The sequence below is a fragment of the Streptomyces sp. NPDC048417 genome (assembly GCF_040651615.1).
GTDB lineage: Bacteria > Actinomycetota > Actinomycetes > Streptomycetales > Streptomycetaceae > Streptomyces.
This window is the reverse complement of sequence record NZ_JBEZKI010000031.1, coordinates 84377-103757: the sequence shown is the minus strand read 5'-3', so window position 1 is coordinate 103757 and position 19381 is coordinate 84377. Positions and strand designations below refer to the sequence as shown.

Annotated in this window: 14 protein-coding genes and 1 pseudogene; 9 read left to right on the top strand and 6 right to left on the bottom strand. The window is 71.4% G+C overall.

Going from position 1 to position 19381, the window contains the following annotated elements:
• Nucleotides 1-25 precede the first annotated feature (25 nt).
• Entirely contained in the window at nucleotides 26-1045 is a 1020-nt protein-coding gene (locus AB0D59_RS39130; protein ID WP_362575765.1) for an aspartate-semialdehyde dehydrogenase, read from the bottom strand.
• 298 nt (nucleotides 1046-1343) lie between these two features.
• Between AB0D59_RS39130 and AB0D59_RS39125 the strand changes: the two genes are divergently transcribed.
• Both AB0D59_RS39125 and AB0D59_RS39120 read left to right on the top strand, forming a co-directional pair.
• On the top strand, nucleotides 1344-1871 hold the full coding sequence (locus AB0D59_RS39125) for a sigma-70 family RNA polymerase sigma factor (protein ID WP_362575763.1): 528 nt from the start codon (nucleotides 1344-1346) through the stop codon (nucleotides 1869-1871).
• Nucleotide 1872: 1 nt separating this feature from the next.
• Nucleotides 1873-2604 carry a hypothetical protein gene (locus AB0D59_RS39120; protein ID WP_362575762.1) on the top strand — a complete coding sequence of 244 codons (732 nt, stop codon included), beginning with the start codon at nucleotides 1873-1875 and terminating at the stop codon, nucleotides 2602-2604.
• Nucleotides 2605-2648: 44 nt separating this feature from the next.
• On the opposite strand, the gene AB0D59_RS39115 is transcribed toward AB0D59_RS39120, so the two are convergent.
• Nucleotides 2649-5960 (bottom strand): S8 family serine peptidase, encoded by a 3312-nt coding sequence (locus AB0D59_RS39115; RefSeq protein WP_362575760.1) that lies wholly within the window; start codon nucleotides 5958-5960, stop codon nucleotides 2649-2651.
• A gap of 211 nt (nucleotides 5961-6171) precedes the next feature.
• Here AB0D59_RS39115 and AB0D59_RS39110 point away from each other — a divergent pair, with 211 nt between their 5' ends.
• The 6 genes from AB0D59_RS39110 to AB0D59_RS39085 all read left to right on the top strand — a co-directional run bounded on the left by AB0D59_RS39110 (nucleotide 6172) and on the right by AB0D59_RS39085 (nucleotide 13185).
• A complete protein-coding gene (locus tag AB0D59_RS39110; RefSeq protein ID WP_362575758.1) occupies nucleotides 6172-6636 on the top strand; it encodes an NUDIX hydrolase in 465 nt (154 codons plus the stop codon).
• Nucleotides 6637-6953: 317 nt separating this feature from the next.
• Nucleotides 6954-8732 carry a TIGR03767 family metallophosphoesterase gene (locus tag AB0D59_RS39105; protein WP_362575756.1) on the top strand — a complete coding sequence of 593 codons (1779 nt, stop codon included), beginning with the start codon at nucleotides 6954-6956 and terminating at the stop codon, nucleotides 8730-8732.
• A 135-nt stretch (nucleotides 8733-8867) separates the two neighbouring features.
• Nucleotides 8868-9977: a serine hydrolase domain-containing protein gene (locus AB0D59_RS39100; RefSeq protein ID WP_362575836.1), complete on the top strand. Its 1110-nt coding sequence runs from the start codon at nucleotides 8868-8870 to the stop codon at nucleotides 9975-9977.
• Between the two features lie 129 nt (nucleotides 9978-10106).
• A complete protein-coding gene (locus AB0D59_RS39095; RefSeq protein ID WP_362575754.1) occupies nucleotides 10107-10514 on the top strand; it encodes a YciI family protein in 408 nt (135 codons plus the stop codon).
• A gap of 8 nt (nucleotides 10515-10522) precedes the next feature.
• Nucleotides 10523-11671 carry a DUF6596 domain-containing protein gene (locus tag AB0D59_RS39090; protein WP_362575834.1) on the top strand — a complete coding sequence of 383 codons (1149 nt, stop codon included), beginning with the start codon at nucleotides 10523-10525 and terminating at the stop codon, nucleotides 11669-11671.
• Between the two features lie 356 nt (nucleotides 11672-12027).
• A complete protein-coding gene (locus AB0D59_RS39085) occupies nucleotides 12028-13185 on the top strand; it encodes a glycosyltransferase (protein ID WP_362575752.1) in 1158 nt (385 codons plus the stop codon).
• A 307-nt stretch (nucleotides 13186-13492) separates the two neighbouring features.
• Here the strand turns inward: AB0D59_RS39085 and AB0D59_RS39080 are convergent, their stop codons facing one another.
• A complete protein-coding gene (locus AB0D59_RS39080; protein WP_362575751.1) occupies nucleotides 13493-14578 on the bottom strand; it encodes a hypothetical protein in 1086 nt (361 codons plus the stop codon).
• 207 nt (nucleotides 14579-14785) lie between these two features.
• Nucleotides 14786-17362 (bottom strand): aminopeptidase N, encoded by a 2577-nt coding sequence (gene pepN / locus AB0D59_RS39075; protein ID WP_362575749.1) that lies wholly within the window; start codon nucleotides 17360-17362, stop codon nucleotides 14786-14788.
• Between the two features lie 136 nt (nucleotides 17363-17498).
• Here pepN and AB0D59_RS39070 point away from each other — a divergent pair, with 136 nt between their 5' ends.
• Nucleotides 17499-18161 (top strand): DsbA family protein, encoded by a 663-nt coding sequence (locus AB0D59_RS39070; RefSeq protein WP_362575747.1) that lies wholly within the window; start codon nucleotides 17499-17501, stop codon nucleotides 18159-18161.
• A gap of 136 nt (nucleotides 18162-18297) precedes the next feature.
• Here the strand turns inward: AB0D59_RS39070 and AB0D59_RS39065 are convergent, their stop codons facing one another.
• Nucleotides 18298-18945, bottom strand: a complete 648-nt coding sequence (locus tag AB0D59_RS39065) for a superoxide dismutase (RefSeq protein WP_362575745.1) — start codon at nucleotides 18943-18945, stop codon at nucleotides 18298-18300.
• Between the two features lie 273 nt (nucleotides 18946-19218).
• Nucleotides 19219-19374, bottom strand: a pseudogene (locus tag AB0D59_RS39060) (helix-turn-helix domain-containing protein); the annotation flags it as partial.
• Nucleotides 19375-19381: the final 7 nt, after the last annotated feature.

Genomic DNA, 19381 nt, shown 5'->3' with positions numbered 1-19381 from the left:
GCACCCCCTGAGGCGCCCGGCCCCTCTACTTCGCGGACAGCTCCGCCGCCACCAGCTCCGCGATCTGCACGGCGTTCAGCGCAGCCCCCTTGCGGAGGTTGTCGTTGGAGACGAACAGCGCGAGCCCGTTCTCGACCGTCTCGTCACGGCGGATCCGGCCGACGTACGACGGGTCCTGGCCGGCGGCCTGCAGCGGGGTCGGGATGTCGGAGAGCTCGACGCCCGGGGCGTCCGCGAGCAGTTCGGTCGCGCGCTCGGGGCTGATCGGCCGGGCGAACCGCGCGTTGAGCTGGAGGGAGTGGCCGGCGAACACCGGGACGCGCACACAGGTGCCGGAGACCTTCAGCTCGGGGAGCTCCAGGATCTTGCGGGACTCGTTGCGCAGCTTCTGCTCCTCGTCGGTCTCGTTCAGACCGTCGTCGACGAGGTTGCCGGCGAAGGGGAGCACGTTGAAGGCGATGGGCCGCTTGTAGACCTGCGGCTCGGGGAAGTCGACCGCCCCGCCGTCGTGCGTGAGCTTGTCCGCGTCGGCGGCGACCTTCTGCACCTGCCCGTGCAGCTCGGCGACGCCCGCGAGACCGGAGCCGGACACCGCCTGGTAGGTGGTGGCGACCAGCGCCTGCAGGCCCGCCTCCGCGTCCAGCACCTTCAGGACCGGCATCGCGGCCATCGTGGTGCAGTTCGGGTTGGCGATGATGCCCTTGGGGCGGTCGGCGATCGCGTGCGGGTTGACCTCGGAGACGACCAGCGGGACCGCGGGGTCCTTGCGCCAGGCGGAGGAGTTGTCGATGACGACGGCACCCTGGGCGGCGACCTTCTCCGCGAGCGCCCTGGAAGTGGCCCCGCCCGCCGAGAACAGCACGATGTCCAGGCCGGTGTAGTCGGCGGTCGCCGCGTCCTCCACCGTCACGCCGTCCAGCACGGTCCCGGCGGAGCGGGCCGAGGCGAACAGCCGCAGCTCGGTGACCGGGAAGTCGCGCTCCGTGAGGATCCTGCGCATGACCGTGCCGACCTGACCGGTGGCTCCGACGATTCCGACCCTCACGGTGACTCCCTCTGCATACGGCGACGTGTGTCTACGGCCTTTCCATCATGCGGCCGACCCGGGTCAGCCTGTCCAATTCTTTGCCCGCCATGCCCGCCGAACGGACCTCACGGCCTGTGGAACTCCCGCCGTCACCCACGCTGAGCTGCAGAAATTACCTCTCCCTGGCCCTCGTACCGCAAGCTGTGCTGCGTGGCGCGCCGGTGTGACGTACGCCTCGGAAAAGATTTCCGGGAGCCGCCCGAACGTTTCCGGGGGCCGCGGCGTCGTAGGAGAAACGCGGTGAGGGGGGTGGGTTGTGCTGCGCAGAAAGGCCCGCCGGGTCCAGGGGGACCAGCACGGTGATCCGCTGGACGAGGACCAGGAGCGCCGGGTGCGGGCGGTGCTCGCGCTGGGCGGCGTACCGCAGGCGGACCTGCTGGACGGGGTACAGCAGGTCCGCCTGCGGCTGCTGGAGCGGGCCGCGAGCGGCCGGGAGGCACCGCGGGACGTCTCGGCGTGGGCGGCGGTGGTCGCCTCCAACCTCGCCATGGACTGGCACCGCGCCAAGCGCCGCCAGGAACGCATCGGCGAACGGCTGGCCGCCCTCCGCATCCCCGACCACACCTCCGGCGAGGACAGCAGCCTGCTCTCCGTCGCCGTCGCCCGCGGCCTGGACGAACTGCCGGACGCCCAGCGCCAGGTCCTCGTCCTGCGCTTCTACGCCGATCTGCCGGTGCGCGGCATAGCCGAGGAACTCGGCATCCCCGAGGGCACGGTCAAGAGCCGGCTGCACACGGCGGTACGGGCCCTGCGCGCCCGCCTGCACGAGGACGAGGTGGTGTGACATGACCGCCGGACAGACCGCCGGAGACGACCGTCACGACGGCGACGACGCCCTGCTGGCCGTACTCATGGACGCGGAACCGAGCGAAGCACAGCGTGCCGACCCCGCCTTCATGGCCGAGTACCGGGCGGCCACCGCGGATACCGCGATCCTGCGCGAGCGGCTCGGCCTCATCGGGGACGCCCTCGCCGACCCCCGGCCGGCGCTCCGCCCCGCGGCCCGGCCCCGGCCGGGTCCCCGGCGGCACCCCCGCCTCCGCGCCCTCGGGATCGCCGGCGCCCTCGCCGCCGCGTTCGCCTCGGTCGTGCTCGGCTTCGGCTGGCTGGCGGCGCACGGCCCGAGCGGGGCGGCGTCCGACAGCAGCGCCGACGGCAAGGCGGCCGACAGCGCTTCGGGCGCGAAGTTCACCGCCGGGCCCGCCTATCTGGTCTGCGCCTGGCTGGTGGCCGAGGGCACCGTCACCGGCGTACAGCAGCTCCCGGACACCGGCACGGAACGCGTCACCCTGCACGTGACCCACGCCTACAAACCGGCGAAGGCCGCCGGGGAGGTCGACGTCGTCGTCGAGTCCGACGCCCGGATCCGCGCGGGGGCCCGGCTGCTGGTCGGCGTCACACGCGGCCGGACCGTGGCCGACCTGTACGCCGTCGGCGAGGCCGGGATCGCGCAGGAGCGCGCCTGGATCGTCCGGGACCTGCCAGGGTCCCGGAAGATGACCTGCCCGGGCACATGAAGAGGCGGGCGCCCCGAAGGACGCCCGCCTCAGTACCGGCCTTCCTACGGAACGACCTTCTCGATCTTCACGCTGCCGACGCCCGCGACCGTGCCGCGCGCGTTGACCAGCTGGATGCGGCCGAAGAACTCACGTCCCTCGGGGGCCGCCGTGACCGCCGTGACCTGGCCGGTCACCGTGGCCGAGGCACCCGTGCCGAGCTTGACCGGCGTCGACCCGTCGACCGAGACCGTGCCGAGCGCGGCGGAGAAGAACACGTCCCGGTAGTCGTAGTCGGTGCTGCCCGAGGGGACCGAGTAGCCGGTGACCTCGACGGTGTAGGTGCCGGCGGCCGGCGAGGCGATGGACACCGCTTCCTCCGAGTCGCCGTCGGCGGACAGCCCGACCTGCTTGCCGGACGCGTCGTACACCGCCAGGTCGAGGTCGGCGGCCGTGTCGGAGACGCCGCCGATGGCCACGTCCAGCGACTGCGCACCCGCCGGCACGGTCACCGTGGTGGTCTGGACCTCGCCCTCCTTGATCGAGGGACGGGTCGTCTTCGAGGAGCCGAGCGGGCCGCCGACCAGCTTGCCGTCGAGCGCGGCGAACTCGTTGGTCACCTTCCAGGAGGCGTCGACCGGGACGCCGGCCTTGGCCTCGGGCAGGGTCACGGTCTCCGGGTCGAAGGCCGCGCCGAGCACGGTGGCGTCCAGGTGGTAGGGGTTGTCGAGCAGCGGCGAGGTGCGGCGCGCCTCGACCTCGATCTCCCAGACCCCGGCCTGCGGGTCGGCGTAGGAGCGGACGTCCGGCTTGCAGCCGTTGCCGTCGAGGTAGTTGTTGTAGCAGTACGGGGTGCCGGTGTCCTCGACCGGGACGCCGTACGGGTGGATGGAGATGAACCGCGTCTGGCTCTTGGCGGCCAGCCCGCCGATCGCGACCTCCAGCGACCTGGCGCCCTCGGGCACGGTCACGAAGTACGACGTGGAGCTGTTGCGCTGGACCGAACCGGACGCGGCCCAGGTGTAGTCGACGGGCGCCGACACCACGACCGTCGTCAGGATCTGCTTGTCGACGCCCTCGGTCTTCGGGTCGTCGACCTCCAGGATCGCCGACTTGATGCCCGAACTCTTCGCCCGCGCCTGCACCTTGACCGTCACCGGCTGGTTCAGCGGCAGCTGCACCTCGTCCGAGCCGAGGATCTTGAAGGTGTGCCCGGCGTTGTTCTCGAAGTGCAGCTCGTGGCGGACCGACCTGTCCGCGCCGGAGGTCCGGGTGAGGGAGACGTCGTACGTCTTCTTCTGCCCCGCCTTGAGACCGCCTTCACGGTCGTACAGCCCGGTGCCGTAGCCCGGGGTCTTCAGCGCGTAGTCGATCGCGGTGTCGACGGGTGCCTTGACGGCGTAGTTATTAGGCACAGCGTCGTGCGCGGTGGCGTGGTCACGGATGGACTCCCACGCGTCGACGATGTCGATCCGGCCCGCGCCCTCCTCGTACGCCTGCACGTCCTTGATGTGGTCGGCGGTCGAGGTGAGGGCCGTGCGCAGGTCGGCGGGGGAGAGGCTGATCCCCTTCTCCTTCGCCGCCGACAGCAGCAGCGCGGAGGCTCCCGCGGCCTGCGGGGACGCCATCGAGGTGCCCTGGAGCATGGAGTAGCCGGCCGGCAGCGAGTAGCCCGCCTCGGCGACCGGGGAGCCCGGCAGCCAGGTCTGGGTGGTGTTGATCGCGGCGCCGGGGGCGACCAGCGTCGGTGTGAAGCCGCCGTCCTCCCGCGGACCCCGCGAGGAGAAGGGCAGCAGCTGGTACTTCGTGGTCACCTGGGAGCCGTAGTTGGCGGCCCAGGTGTCCTTGGAGATGCCCGCGCCGACCGAGATGACCTTGTCGGCGAGTCCCGGGTCACCGATGGTGTTCGCGCCCGGGCCGGAGTTGCCCGCGGAGATCACCAGCTGCACGCCGTAGGTGTCGATGAGCCGGGTGTAGAGCTCGGCGCGCGCGTTGTTGCCGTCGTTCAGGGCCGGGAGGCCGCCGATCGACATGTTGACGATGTCGACGCCCCGGCCCGCGACCAGGTCGATCATGCCCTCGGTGAGGGCGACGTTGGTGCAGCCGCCGGTCCAGGTGCAGGCCCGGGAGGAGACGATCTTCGCGCCGGGCGCCGCGCCGTTCATCCTGCCGCCGAACAGGCCGTTGGCGGCGGTGATGCCGGCGACGTGGGTGCCGTGCTCGGACTCGATGACCCCGATGTTGACGAAGTCGGCCGTCTTGCCGACCCAGTCCCCGCCGAACGGGTCCATGGGGACGTCCTTGCGGATCTGCACGACGAACGGCTGCCGCTCGACGACGTCGGTCGCCGGGTTGTCGGTGCCGAAGTAGCCGACCTGGTAACCGTCCTTGTACGGCTTCATCGGCGTGTCGTCGGAGAAGTCGCTGTTGTTGTTCAGGTCGACGGTGACCGTGCCGGCCGCCGGGTCGTAGAGCACGCCCCAGCTGTCGGTGGTGTCCCCGTCACGGTTGGCGTCACCGGCCGCGTCGCCGCCCGTGGTGTACGACTCCTTGAAGGTGCTGACCTGGTACGACCCGGCGGGCGCCGTCCAGGTCTTGCCTCCGTAGCTGAAGCTCGGCCCGGACACGGCCGTGACCATGGGCCGCCAGGTCTGGTCGCTGTCGACGATCGGGTCGGTCGAGGTCACCCAGTCGACGATCTTTCGCTCACCCGTGGTGGTCTTCTGCAGCGCCGGGTGGCCGAGGTCCACGCCGGAGTCCAGGATGCCGATGGTGATGCCCCGGCCGTCCGCCTTCGGGTGCTCCTTGACGAAGTCGACGGCGCCCGTCTCGAAGGAGGGGTTGTAGGGGTTCTCGGCGGGGGTGTTCTTGTTCGGCGCCGGGTAGGTCTTCGCGGCCTTGGCCGACTTGGCGGTGTCCGACACCGCCGGGTCGTCGAGCTGGATCTCCTGGCGCAGGTCGATCGCGTGCACCGAGGACAGCTTCGCGGCGGCGGCGATCGCCGAGTCCGCCCGGCCGGTGGGGACGGTGGCGCGGACATAGCCGAGCTTGTCGTACGTACGGCCCACCGAGCCGCCCTTGACGCCGTCCAGCTCCCGCGCGACCTGCGCGGTCTGCCCCGGTGCGGTCGCGATCATCATCGTGACGTTCTTGGTGCCGTCGGCCTTGGCCTCGGCGAGCAGTTCGGCGTCGTCCGAACCGAGCTTGTCGTGGGCCGACTTGGCGTCCGCGGTGGCGGCGGCCGGCGACGGCGTCGCGGCGGCGGCCAGGGGTATCGGCCCGGCGGCGGAGAGCGCGGCCACGACACCGACGGCCAGGGCTATGCGGCCCATGCGTCTGTGGCCCGGTATCGGGTCGTGCTGGGGGCTGAGGGTCATCTGCATCCCTTGTAGGTAAAGGAACGAGCATGGAGCGGCCGGAACCCGGTCAAGAGCCGGCACGTAGGCGCACAGCTTTCCCCAAGGGAACGGTCTTTTGGGAACGTTGACCGAATCGATATGAACGTATGGGGAAAACCCCCTATCTGTGTCCTTGCTGTGGACGGAAATCCCGTTGGCCGCCGGCCCGCGCGGGCTCTACCGTGCCGATGTGCGCGAGAAGCTGAGGGTGGCGGCCTACGCCGTGTGCGTCCGCGACGGACGGATCCTGCTGGCCCGGTCGCCCGACGACGACGGCGTACCCGAGTGGGTCCTGCCCGGCGGCGGCATGGAGCACGGCGAGGACCCGTACGACACGGTCCGCCGCGAACTCATGGAGGAGACCGGCTACCGCATCGAGGTGACCGGACTGCTGGGCATCGACTCCTTCCGGCGCCACTTCGCCGCCGAGGGCCCGCTGCGCCTCCCCACCGACCACCACGGCGTGCGGATCATCTACAGCGGTGAGATCGTCGGCGGCGAACTGCGCAACGAGATCGGCGGCTCCACCGACATGGCCGCCTGGCAGGACCTGGACGCCGTACCGGCTCTGCGGCGCGTCCCGCTGATCGATGTCGCCCTGCGGCTGTGGCGGGAGCGGCCGGCGGCCGGGCGGTTCGCGGAGGAGCGGTCGTAGGAGTCGCAGCGGTCGTGGGAGTCGCAGCGGTCGCAGCGGTCCTATCAGTCGTAGCGGTCGTAGCAGTCGTGAGCGCCGGAGACCCTCCCCTACCCCGGCAGATGAACGCGGAGTAGCCGTCCCCCGGCCGCCCGCAATCCGCTCCATGACCGGTCCCCACCTCACCTGATCCACGTACGGTGATCGGCGCTGCGCGTTGCCGCCGCGTTCACGCGCAGGCCATCCCCGGTGCCAACGATCCAGAGTGAGCGGGAAGTTCGCGGAAGCGATCGCCCGCGACCACTGTCGGACGCGTTCGTACTCGGGGAGACCGCGCCATGTCGCGCATACGCTCAGTCGCCACCTCCGCGGCCCAGAAGGGCCGCGAGGCACTGGAGATCAACCGCCGTACCGTGCTCGCCGCCGCCGGAGCCGTCTCGCTCTCCGCGGGCGTCGGCTACGCCCTGCGCCCCACCGACAGCCAGGCCGCGCCCGCCGCGACCGAGGAGCAGGAGCCGGTCGCCGAGGGCCGCAGGGCCGCCGCGTCCCCCCTCGCGCCGTACACCAAGGGCACCACCCTCGCCTCCGTCGCCGCGCCCCGCGCCGGCTCCGGGTACCGGCGGCTCGGCGACGGCGCCGGCTGGTCACGCGTGCTCCGCTCCGACCTGGCCGCCGCCAAGTCCGGCCGGGCCGGCCGCCGCACCGCCCTCGCCGCGTTCGTGCAGTTCACCGACCTGCACCTGATGGACGTCCAGCACCCGCTGCGCCTCGAATACCTGCGCGCCCACGACCCGCACGCCTGGCGCCCCCACGAGGCGCTCACCGTGCCCGGCGCCATCTCCCTCGTCGAGCGCGTGAACGCGCTGCGCGGCGCCCCGGTCACCGGCTCCCCGCTGCACTTCGTGATGACGACCGGCGACAACACCGACAACAACGCCCACTCCGAGCTGGAGTGGTACATGAAGGTGATGAGCGGCGGCCGGATCACCCCCAACAGCGGTGACCCCAAGCACTACGAGGGCGTGCAGAACAGCGGCCTCAAGCTGTACTGGCAGGCCTCCGCCACGGCCCGCGACAACGACAAGGCGCTCGGCTTCCCGCACCTCGCAGGCTTCCTCGCCGCCGCGATCCGCGAGGTGAACAGCCCCGGCCTCAACCTCCCCTGGTACTCCACCGTCGGCAATCACGACGCCCTGCCGCTCGGCTGCTTCGGCTCCCACGCCGACCCCTACCTCGCCGCGGCCGCGGTCGCCGGCAAGAAGCTGATGACGGTGACCGACGCCGAGGCCAAGAAGCTCCAGGACTCCATCCGCACGGCCCGGGACCCCAAGGGCAGCGGCTACCGCGACTTCCTCAAGGCCCACGCCCGTTCGACGCGCTCGGTCACCGCGGACGACAAGCGCGCCCCGTACACGGCCGCGGACTACCTCAAGGCCCACCTGGACCCGGCCTACCAGGGCGTCGGCCCGGTCGGCCACGGCTACTCCTCCGCGAACGTGGCCGCGGGCACCCAGTACTACGCCTTCCGTATCTCCGACGACGTCATCGGCATCAGCCTGGACACGACGGACGCCGGCGGCCACTACGACGGATCGATCGGCACGGCCCAACTGGCATGGCTGGAGCGGACCCTGAAGGAGAACAAGGACTCCTACGCGGTCGTCTTCAGCCACCACACCGGCAAGACGATGACCAACACCCGCCCCGACCCGGCCCACCCGGGCGACCGCCGCCACTCGGGCGCCGAGCTGGTCACCCTCCTCAACCGCCACGCCAATGTGCTGGCCTGGGTGAACGGCCACATCCACCGCAACCTCATCACCCCGCACAGGGCCTCGAACGGCAACTCCTTCTGGGAGATCACCACCGCCTCGCACGTCGACTACCCCCAGCTCGCCCGGGTCGTGGAGCTGGTGGACAACAAGGACGGCACGGTCTCGCTCTTCACCACGCTGATCGAGTCGGCGGCCCCGCACCGCACCGACTTCTCCGACCTCTCCCAGACCGGCCTCGCGGCCCTCTACCGCGAACTGGCCTTCAACGCCCCCGGTTCCAGCAAGGTCCTGGGCGGCGACGCCGTGGACCGGAACACCGAGCTGGTCCTGAAGAAGGGCTGAAACTCACCCAACCGGCCCACAGCGGGCAACCTCGCCGATCACGACGGTGTCCCTCCCCCCGACCGAGTCCGACGACCGAGTCGACTCGACCGCTGACCCGACTGGGGGAGAGACATGTTCCTGCGTACGACACTGATGGCGGCCACGGCGGCGGCCCTGTCCGCGGCACTGGCGGCACCGGCGGTGGCCGCACCCGCCGCCGGCCACCAGGCCACCCGCAAGGCGGTGCGGGCCGCGGTCGAGGCCGGGGTACCCGGGGTGACGGCCACGGCCCGTGACCCGCACGGCACCTGGTCGACGACGGCCGGGGTGGGCGACACCCGGACCGGCGCCCCGCGTTCCGCCTCCGACCGCTACCGGGTCGGCAGCATCACGAAGACCTTCGTCTCCACCGTGCTGCTCCAACTGGAGGCGGAGGGCCGCCTGTCCCTGGACGACAAGGTGGACAGGTGGCTGCCGGGAGTGGTGACCGGCCACGGCAACGACGGCCGCCGTGTCACCGTCCGCCGGCTCCTCAACCACACCAGCGGCATCTTCAACTACACGGCGGACGAGGACTTCGGCCGCACGTACTTCACGAAGGACGGCTTCTTCCAGCACCGCTACGACACGCTGACGCCCGCCGGGCTGGTCGCGATCGCGATGAAGCACAAGCCGGCCTTCGCGCCGGGCACGAGCTGGGCCTACTCCAACACGAACTACGTCCTGGCCGGCATGGTGATCAAGGCGGTGACGGGCCACTCGTACGCCGAGGAGATCACGAACCGGGTGATCCGGCCCCTCCACCTCACCGGCACGTCCCTCCCCGGCACCCGCACCACGCTCCCGCACCCGAGCAGCCGCGCCTACTCGAAACTGACCGACCCGGCCGGTCCGACCTACGACGTCACCGCCCTCAACCCCTCCATGGCCTCCTCCGCCGGCGAGCTGATCTCCACCGGCGCCGACCTGACCCGCTTCTACGAGGCCCTGCTCCGCGGAAAGCTCCTCGCCCCGCGGCAGCTGAAGGAGATGAAGACCACGGTCCCCGTCCCCGGCGCCGCCAACAGCGCCTACGGCCTCGGCCTGATCGACCACACCCTCTCCTGCGGTGTCCACGTCTGGGGCCACGACGGCGGTATCCACGGCTCCGCCTCCACGGCGGCCACCACCGCCGACGGTCGCCACGCCCTGGCCGTGAACTTCAACGGCGACTGGGCGGGCGACCCGGGTACCGTCCTCGACGCGGAGTTCTGCGGAGGCTGAGCGCTTCCGCGAGCGCCCGGAAAAAAAATCCGGCGACGACGTCGAGGGTGATGTCGAGAACGCGCGGTCGGCTCCGTCCCAGGGGTGAACGCGGCCACAATGGGTCGCACGAGCACCGAGGAGAACACCATGGCCAAGTACCTGCTGCTCAAGCACTACCGGGGCGCGCCGGCCGCGGTCAACGACGTACCCATGGACCAGTGGGCGCCCGAGGAGATCACGGCGCACATCCAGTACATGAACGACTTCGCGGCCCGGCTGGAGAAGACCGGCGAGTTCGTCGGCGAGCAGGCACTCGCCCCCGAGGGGATGTGGGTCCGCTACGACGGTGAGGGGCGGCCGCCGGTCACCGACGGACCGTTCGCGGAGACCAAGGACCTCATCGCCGGCTGGATGATCATCGACGTCGACAGCTACGAGCGTGCCGTCGAGCTGGCGGGGGAGTTGTCGGCCGCCCCCGGGGCCGGGGGCAAGCCGATCCACGAGTGGCTGGAGCTGCGCCCGTTCTACGGCGTGCGGCCCACGGTCACGGAATGACCTCAGAGGTGAACGAGGCTCTGCTCCGGAGCCTCACGCCGAGCGTGCTCGGGATCCTCGTCCGCCGCGGAGCCGATTTCGCGGCGGCCGAGGACGCCGTACAGGACGCGCTCGTCGAGGCGGTCCGCGGGTGGCCCGCCGACCCGCCGCGCGATGCGAAGGGCTGGCTGGTCACCGTGGCCTGGCGCAGGTTCCTCGACGCGACCCGGGCGGACACCGCCCGCCGCCGCCGTGAGGACCTCGTCGACGAGGAGCCGGCCCCCGGGCCGGCGCCCGCGGTGGACGACACGCTCCAGCTCTACTTCCTGTGCGCCCACCCGTCCCTGAGCCCGTCGTCCGCGGTCGCGCTCACGCTGCGTGCCGTCGGCGGGCTCACCACCCGGCAGATCGCCCAGGCCTACCTGGTGCCGGAGGCGACGATGGCCCAGCGCATCAGCCGGGCCAAGCGCACCGTCTCCGGCGTGCGCTTCGACCAGCCCGGCGATGTCGCCACCGTGCTGCGCGTCCTCTACCTGGTCTTCAACGAGGGCTACTCCGGTGACGTCGACCTCGCCGCCGAGGCCATCCGGCTCACCCGGCAACTCGCCGCCTCGATCGACCACCCCGAGGTGGCGGGCCTGCTCGCGCTCATGCTGCTCCACCACGCCCGGCGAGCCGCCCGGACCGCACCCGACGGCAGCCTCGTGCCGCTCGCCGAGCAGGACCGCGGCCGATGGGACACCACCTCGATCGCCGAGGGCGTCGGGATCCTCCAGGCGGCCCTCGCCCGCGACCGCCTCGGCGAGTTCCAGGCCCAGGCCGCCGTCGCGGCACTCCACGCGGACGCGCCCACCGCCGAGGAGACCGACTGGGTGCAGATCGTCGAGTGGTACGACGAACTCGCCCGCCTGACCGACAGCCCGGTGATCCGGCTCAACCGCGCGGTCGCCGTGGGAGAGGCCGACGGCCCCCGGGCCGGTCTGGCCGCGCTCGCGGCACTCGACCCCGCCCTGCCCCGGCACACCGCGGCCCAGGCCTACCTCCACGAGCGCGACGGCGACCTGCCGACCGCGGCCCGGCTGTACGCCGAGGCGGCCCGGAAGGCGACCGTCCTCGCCGAACGCGACCATCTGACCCGCCAGGCCGCCCGGCTCAACGCCGGCCGCCACCGTCGCTGACACCGTCGTACGTTCGGGTGGCGCGCTTGCCGATTTTTTGCCCTCGGCCGGGCCGGTCCCCTGGCCCCCCTCCGCTCCGATCGCTCTCGTGAAACCGCAGGTCAGAGGGGTGACAACGAAGGTCGTCGGACGATGCCGCGCGTGACGGTTCCGGCACTCGCCGTGTAAACGAATCGGACTCCGATACGAGACATACCGTTCATCCGAATGAAACGTCCGTACCGCCTCATATCGGCTAACCCGCGGTTCCCGGGGATGGCTCGATCTGGTGCAAGGCAGGTGGTCGTGTGGACGCTCGGCTCGGACTTCGTGTCCTCTCGGTCTACGAGGGGTTTTTCTCCGGGGGAGCCCGGATCGTGCACAGTGATGTGCTGCTGGGTCTGGTAGAGGGCGGCCAGCAGTGGCATCGGGTGCTGAGTCTGCACGGTGAGGTCCACCGGGAAGCCACCACACAACGGATGGAGGACGACGCCTGCTACCGCGCGCTCACCGCCGGTGGCATCGACGTCACCTCCCTCGGCCGCACCGCGGGCCTCGTCGACGGCACGGTCGCGGCGTCGGTTTTCAGCGGGCCCGAGCTGGCCGATACCGCGCGGGCCATGGCCGGTGCGGACGTCATCCTCTCGCTGAAGGAACAGCCGCTCGCCCTCCTCAACCAGGCCGGGCTGCCCCGTCGTCCCGTCGTCGTCTGCCTGCACCGGTCCGACCCGGAGAACCAGGGCCCGGCGCTGGACGAGCTGAAGACCGCCATCGCGGAGGGCAAGGTCGTGGCGTGCGTGTGCTGCGCCGAGTCCACGCGGGACGCGTACGAGGCGGCCGGCATCCCCGGTGAGCTGCTGCACGTCATCCCGAACGGGGTCGATCTGCTCCGGTTCCGCCCGGACGCGGCGGTGCGCCTCGCGTTCCGCGAGTCCGCCGGGATCCCGGCCACCGCCCCCGTCGTCGTCTTCGCCGCCCGGTACGCCGGCATGAAGAACGTGCCGCTCTTCCTGCGGGCGGCCCGCGCCTGGCTGGCCCGCGAGGGCGGTGGCCACGTGGTCATGTGCGGGGCCGGGATGACCGAGGACAACGCCGCCCTGTGGGCCGACATGGAGGTCGCCTTCGGCGCCGACCGGGCCGCCCTCGGCGACCGCGTGCACCTCCTCGGCGTACGGCACGACATGGAGGCCGTCTACGCCGGCTCCGACGTCGTCGCCCTCACCTCCGTCTCCGGGGAGGCGGCACCGCTCTGCCTCATCGAGGGCATGATGTGCGGCGCCGTACCGGTCACGACGGACGTCGGCGACAGCGCGTCGATCGTCGAGGGGCACGGTCTTGTGACGCCCTTCGACCCCGACGCGATCGCCTTCGCGTGGTCGGCGGCCGTGGCCGAACGGGACGCCTTCGCACCGGCGCTGCTCGCGAGCCGCGAGAGGTTCAGCCGTACGCGGATGATCGCCGCGTACGCCGACCTGCTCGCCCGCGTCGCCGGCGACGTACGCGACGAACTGCGCCCAGGCGTCGGCGGGCAGTAGAAGGGCGGGGCCGGCGGGTCACCCAGGGAGCGGGTCGTCGCGCAGGACGCTGTAGAGGACACCGTCCCGCCAGTGACCGTCGCGGAACACGATGCCGCGCAGGACGCGCCCCACGGGTGAAGCCGGTCTTCCAAAGCGCGCGTTGCTCGGCGACGTTCTCCGTCTCGCTCGTCGTGTGCACCCTGGTCGCCGAGGGTGCACGGGTTGACGGCCGGCGTTCGGGCGTCGCCCCCGACGGCACGAGGAGGGGCCGTCGGTCCCCCTCCGGACCGACGGACCCTCCGCTCCCCTCCGTGATCCCCCTCCGTTATCGGGGCAGCACCACGACATACGCGGCCGGGTCCCGGTCGTCGGCCGCCATCAGTGCCGTACGGACCACCGCCGCCTGCTGCTCCATCGTGTCGCGGAGCTTCTTCGGGGTGAGGTGGACGACGGTGATGCCCAGCCGCTCCAGGTGCTCGCGCTTGCGGGCGTATTCGGACCACAGGGCGTCGTCGTCCTGCTGGGGGCCGGGCTGGAGGCCGTGCTGGTGGCCCTGTCGCTGGCCCTGCCGCGGTGCGCGGGTGTCCAGTTCGACGGCGACGGCCTGCTCGGGCCAGTAGGCGTCCAGGCCGCCCAGGTGGGGGCCGCCGGGCAGGCGCAGGTCCACGTTCCACACCGGGTCGGGGAGACCGTACTCGCGGACCATCCGGTAGAGGCGGTCCTCGGCGATGGCCCGGCCCTCGGCGACCAGCGAGTCGACGGCGTCGACCACATGCGGGCGGGACAGCAGCTTCGCCTCGTTCAACGCCCGCACCACCGCGGCCGGTTCGCAGTGGTGGCCGCGTACCGCCTCCGTCAGCAGCCGGCGTACGGCCTCCGCGTCGGTCAGGTCCGCCACCGCGTCCGCGAGGGCGCGGGGGACCGGGGCGACGGGCAGGCCCGTCACCGGCTCGGGGGTCGGCAGGGCCGGGGTGCGGAGCACGCGGACGTAGGAGGTGGAGCGGATCCGGCGCAGGCGCGGGACCAGGACGTCCACGTGGTCCAGGGAGAGCAGCGGCGGGGTGGAGGAGAAGCCGTGGAGGGTCAGCGCGGCCAGGCCCGTGATCATCGCCTCCGGGTAGACCGGGCGGTGCGGGGAGTCGGCGTTCGGCTGGGTGGGGACACCGGGGGCCGGCTCGCGGGCGGCGAACAGCAGCGCTCCGTGCAGGCGTTCCTCGCTGGTCGGCGGGCCGGGGTGGAGCAGGACCACACCGGGGAGCAGTTGCTGCCAGGGGCCGGTCGCCCGGCACTGCTCGGCGATCTCGGTGGCCGGGACACCGTGGGAGCGGAGCTGAGTCGTCGTCAGCACCCGGCGGTGGACGTCGGAGAGGTGACGGAGGGGGCGGGGGGAGAGTGGGGTGTTGTGGGTCATGGACCGGAGATTCCCGCGTCCGGTCTGCCCGTTAACCGCTGTTACGTTCCTGTTGAAGAATGCGGACAAGACGGTGCTAAAGGTCAGGTGTTCGAGTGCCGAGTAGGAGGCGAAAACCCCTGGTCCGATCGGGTGCGGACCAGGGGTTACGGCCATGATTGACTGAATTCCGTAACGGTCACCCGGCGGGAAACCCAAGGCCAAAGGTCAGGCGCCGGCGGCCCTCGCGTCGCACTCCTGTGCGCGCAGCGCCCGTGCCAGGTCGTCGCGGGCCTCCAGGACCAGCCGGCGCAGCGCCGGCGGCGCGTCGGCGTGGGCAGCCAGCCAGGCGTCCGTCGCCTCCAGCGTCTGTGGGCGGTCCTGGAGCGAGGGGTACAGGCCCCGGACCACGTCCATGCCGATCTGGATCGAGCGGTCCTCCCAGATCCGTGCGATGACCTCGAAGTACTTCTGCGCATAGGGCGCCAGCAGGTCCCGCCGGGACGGCTGGGCGAAGCCCGCGATCGTCGCCTCCACCAGCGCGTTGGACAGCGCCTGCGACTCCACGACCTGCGCCCAGGCCTGTGCCTTCACCGCCGCCGAGGGGCGGGCGGCCAGGCAGCGTACCTGGTGGCGCTTGCCGGACGCGGTGTCGTCGCGGGCCAGTTCGGCCGCCAGCGCGGACTCGTCGGCCACGCCGTGCGCGGCGAGGGGTTCGAGGAACGCCCAGCGCAGCTCCTGGTCGACGTCCAGGCCGTCGATCGTGGCCGTGTCCGACAGCAGCTCCTGGAGCAGCTGGAAGTCGGCCCCGTCCGCCGCCGTCGACGCGAAGAACCGCGCCCAGGCCAGCTGGTGCTCACTGCCCGGCTCGGCCTGCCGCAGCTCCCGCAGGGCGCCCTCTGCGAGCCGCCGCCCGGCCGTCTCCCGCCACTCGGGCGCCACATAGCCGACCAGCGCCGTGTTCGCCCACGCGTGCAGGATCTGCAGTACCCCGATGTCCGACTCACGGCTCGCGAACCGCAGCACCAGGTCGACGAAGTCCCGGGCCGGCAGCAGCGCGTCCCGGGTCAGGTTCCACAGCGCCGACCAGCACAGGGCGCGGGCGAGCGGGTCGGTCAGGGCACCCAGGTGGTCCCGGAGCGTCGCCAGCGAGGTGTCGTCGAAGCGGATCTTGCAGTAGGTGAGGTCGTCGTCGTTGACCAGGACCAACTCGGGGGCCTCGGCGCCCGCCAGGTCCGCGATCACCGTGCGCGGGCCGTCGACGTCCGCCTCCACGCGCGCGTACCGCTCCAGACGGCCGTCCGACAGGCGGTACAGGCCGATCGCGACCCGGTGCGGGCGCAGCTCGGGGTGGGACTCGGCCGCCTCCTGCAGCACGGCCACTTCGGCGACCCGGCCCTCGCCGTCGAGCAGCACCTGCGGGGTCAGCGAGTTCACCCCCGCCGTCTGCAGCCAGGACCGCGCCCAGGCGCTCATGTCCCGGCCGCTGGTCTCCGCCAGGACCGACAGCAGGTCACCGAGGCGCGTGTTGCCGTACGCGTGGCGCTTGAAGTAGCGGCGGGCGCCCTCCAGGAACGCGTCCTGGCCGACGTACGCCACCAGTTGCTTGAGGACGGAGGCGCCCTTGGCGTAGGTGATGCCGTCGAAGTTGAGCTTGGCGTCCTGGAGGTCGCGGATGTCGGCCGTGACGGGGTGCGTGGAGGGCAGCTGGTCGGCGCGGTAGGCCCAGGCCTTGCGGCGGTTGGCGAAGGTGGTCCAGGCGTTGCTGAAACGGGTCGCGTTGACGTTGGCGAAGGCGCCCATGAAGTCCGCGAAGGACTCCTTCAGCCACAGGTCGTCCCACCACACCATGGTGACCAGGTCGCCGAACCACATGTGCGCCATCTCGTGCAGGATGACGTTGGCCCGCGCCTCGTACGACGCCTGCGTCACCTTGCCCCGGAAGATGTACTCCTCCCGGAACGTCACCAGACCCGGGTTCTCCATCGCGCCGAGGTTGTACTCGGGCACGAACGCCTGGTCGTACTTCCCGAACGGGTACGGGTAGTCGAAGTGGTCGTGGAAGAAGTCCAGGCCCTGCCTGGTGATCAGGAAGACGTCGTCCGCGTCGAAGTAGGGCGCCAGGCCCTTGCGGCACATCGCGCCGAGCGGGATCTCCAGCGTCGTCCCGTCGGGGAGCGTGCGGGAGTACGTGTCCGTCACGTAGTGGTAGGGGCCTGCCACCACGCACGTGATGTACGTCGAGATCGGCTTCGTCTCCGCGAACCGCCACACCCCGTCGGCGAGTTCGCCCGCCCCGTTGCTCCACACCGTCCACTCCTCGGGCGCCCGCACCTCGAAGCGGAACGGCGCCTTGAGGTCCGGCTGCTCGAAGCCCGCGAAGACCCGGCGGGCGTCGGCCGGCTCGTACTGCGTGTAGAGGTAGACCTCGCCGTCCTCGGGGTCGACGAAGCGGTGCAGGCCCTCGCCGGTGCGGGAGTAGGCGCACTGGGCGTCCACCACCAGCTCGTTCTCCGCGGCCAGGTCCTCCAGCGCGATCCGGGTGCCGTCGAAGACCTCGCCCGGATCGAGGTCCTTGCCGTTCAGTGTCACCGCGGTCACGCTCGGCGCGATCAGGTCTGCGAAGCTCGACGCGCCCGGCTCGTTGCAGCGGAAGCGGATCGTGGTCACCGAGCGGAAGGTGCGCGGCTCGCGCTGGCCCTCGCCGGCGGCCGACCGCACGTCCAGCGACACGTCGTAGCCGTCCACCGACAGCAGGGCGGCCCGCTCCCGGGCCTCGTCGCGGGACAGATTCTCACCGGGCACGGGGGGCACTCCCTCATCGTTGTCGGTACGCCGGAACAGCACCGATCCTCCCATGCGCCCCTGACCGGGGGACCCGGGAATGGGGCGACCGATGGCGGTGTTGCGGCTGGAAAAGGCCCGTATTCCGAGGAGAGCCATGTCCGACACCGTGACGAGTCCCGGCAAGACCCCTGTCGACTTCTGGTTCGACCCGCTCTGCCCCTGGGCCTGGATGACCTCCCGGTGGGTGCTGGAGGTGGAGAAGGTCAGGGACATCGAGGTCCGCTGGCACATCATGAGCCTTGCCGTGCTCAACGAGCCGAGGCTGGACGAGCTGCCCGAGGAGTACCGCGAGCTGCTGGAGACCAAGGCCTGGAAGCCGATCCGCGTGGTCACCGCGGCCTGGCAGAAGCACGGTGCCGACGTCCTCGGCCCGCTGTACACCGCGCTCGGCACCCGTATTCACAACAACGGCGAGGGCCCGACCCTGGAGGCTGTCGCGGGCGCCCTCGCGGACGTCGGTCTGCCCGCCGACCTGATCGACTACGCCGAGCAGGAGGACTTCGAGTTCGACGCCGAGCTGCGCGCCTCCCACAAGGAGGGCATCGACAAGGTCGGCCAGGACGTCGGCACCCCGGTCATCGCGGTCCCCGGCGCGGACGGCGAGCAGATCGCCTTCTTCGGCCCGGTCGTCACCCCCGCCCCCAAGGGCGAGGAGGCGGCCCGGCTGTGGGACGGCACCCTCGCGGTCGCCTCCGTCCCCGGCTTCTACGAGATCAAGCGGACCCGCACCAAGGGCCCCGACTTCAGCAACCTGTAGGCCCGAGAACCCTTACGGGGAAGCCCCCGCGAGTCACTCCCCCGGAGGGGGGTGCCCACTCGCGGGGGCTTCCCTTCTTTCCGCCTGCCCCCGTGAGCGGTGAGAAGACGATCACGAGGCAGGACGCTCCGAAGGCTCAGGGAGCCAGCAGCAGCACATCCGCGCGGGACTTCGCCGCCTCGTGACGGCGGGCCACGTCCTGCCAGTCGACGACGGCCCACATGGCGTCGATGAAGTCGACCTTCTGGTTCCTGTACTGGAGGTAGAAGGCGTGCTCCCAGGCGTCGAAGACCAGGAGCGGGGTGGAGCCCTGGCCGACGTTGCCCTGGTGGTCGTAGACCTGCTCGACGACCAGCCGCCCGCTCAGCGGCTCGTACGCGAGGACGCCCCAGCCGGAGCCCTGGGTGGTCGCGGCGGCCTTGGTGAGCTGGGCCTTGAAGCCGGCGAAGGAGCCGAAGGACTCGGTGATGGCCTCGGCCAGGTCGCCCACGCCGTCGGCGGCCAGCGGCTCGCCGCCGCCGTCCTTCGGGCCGGTCATGTTCCGCCAGTAGATGCTGTGCAGGATGTGGCCGGACAGATGGAATGCCAGGTTCTTCTCCAGGCCGTTGACCGAGCCCCAGCTGTCCTTGTCCCGTGCTTCCGCGAGCTGTTCCAGCGTGTCGTTGGCGCCCTTGACGTAGGCCGCGTGGTGCTTGTCGTGGTGCAGCTCGATGATCTCGGGGCTGATCACGGGTGCGAGCGCGGAGTAGTCGTAGGGCAGTTCAGGGAGCGTGTAGACGGGCATGGGCGTGAGTCCCCTCCGGACCTCTTATTGCACAAGACTTGCAACTACACGTTAGCAACAAGAAGCCTGGTGCGGGCAAGAAACAAGGCCCCCACGTGTCGTCACGTGAGGGCCTCGCGGGAAACGGGCGGGATCAGCCGCCGGCGCGCCGCCGCTGCTCGCGACGCGCACCGGTCACCTTCGCGTGGGTGCGGGCGACCTTGAGGCGGGCCTCCTCCCGGTTTCTGGATCCCTTCTGCTTGCGGGACGGCGCCCGCTGGGCCTGATTCAGCGGGCGCGCTCGCGGGCGCGCACGGCATCGTTGTCCACGACGCGGGCGCACCCGAACGCCCTGGCCGGCGCGAGGCGTTGGCCGGGTTCCGGGTACCGCCTGAAGGCGTACCGAAGCTGCGTGCGGAGATCGTACGAACGAGCGCTACCCGCTGGCAGAGGGACC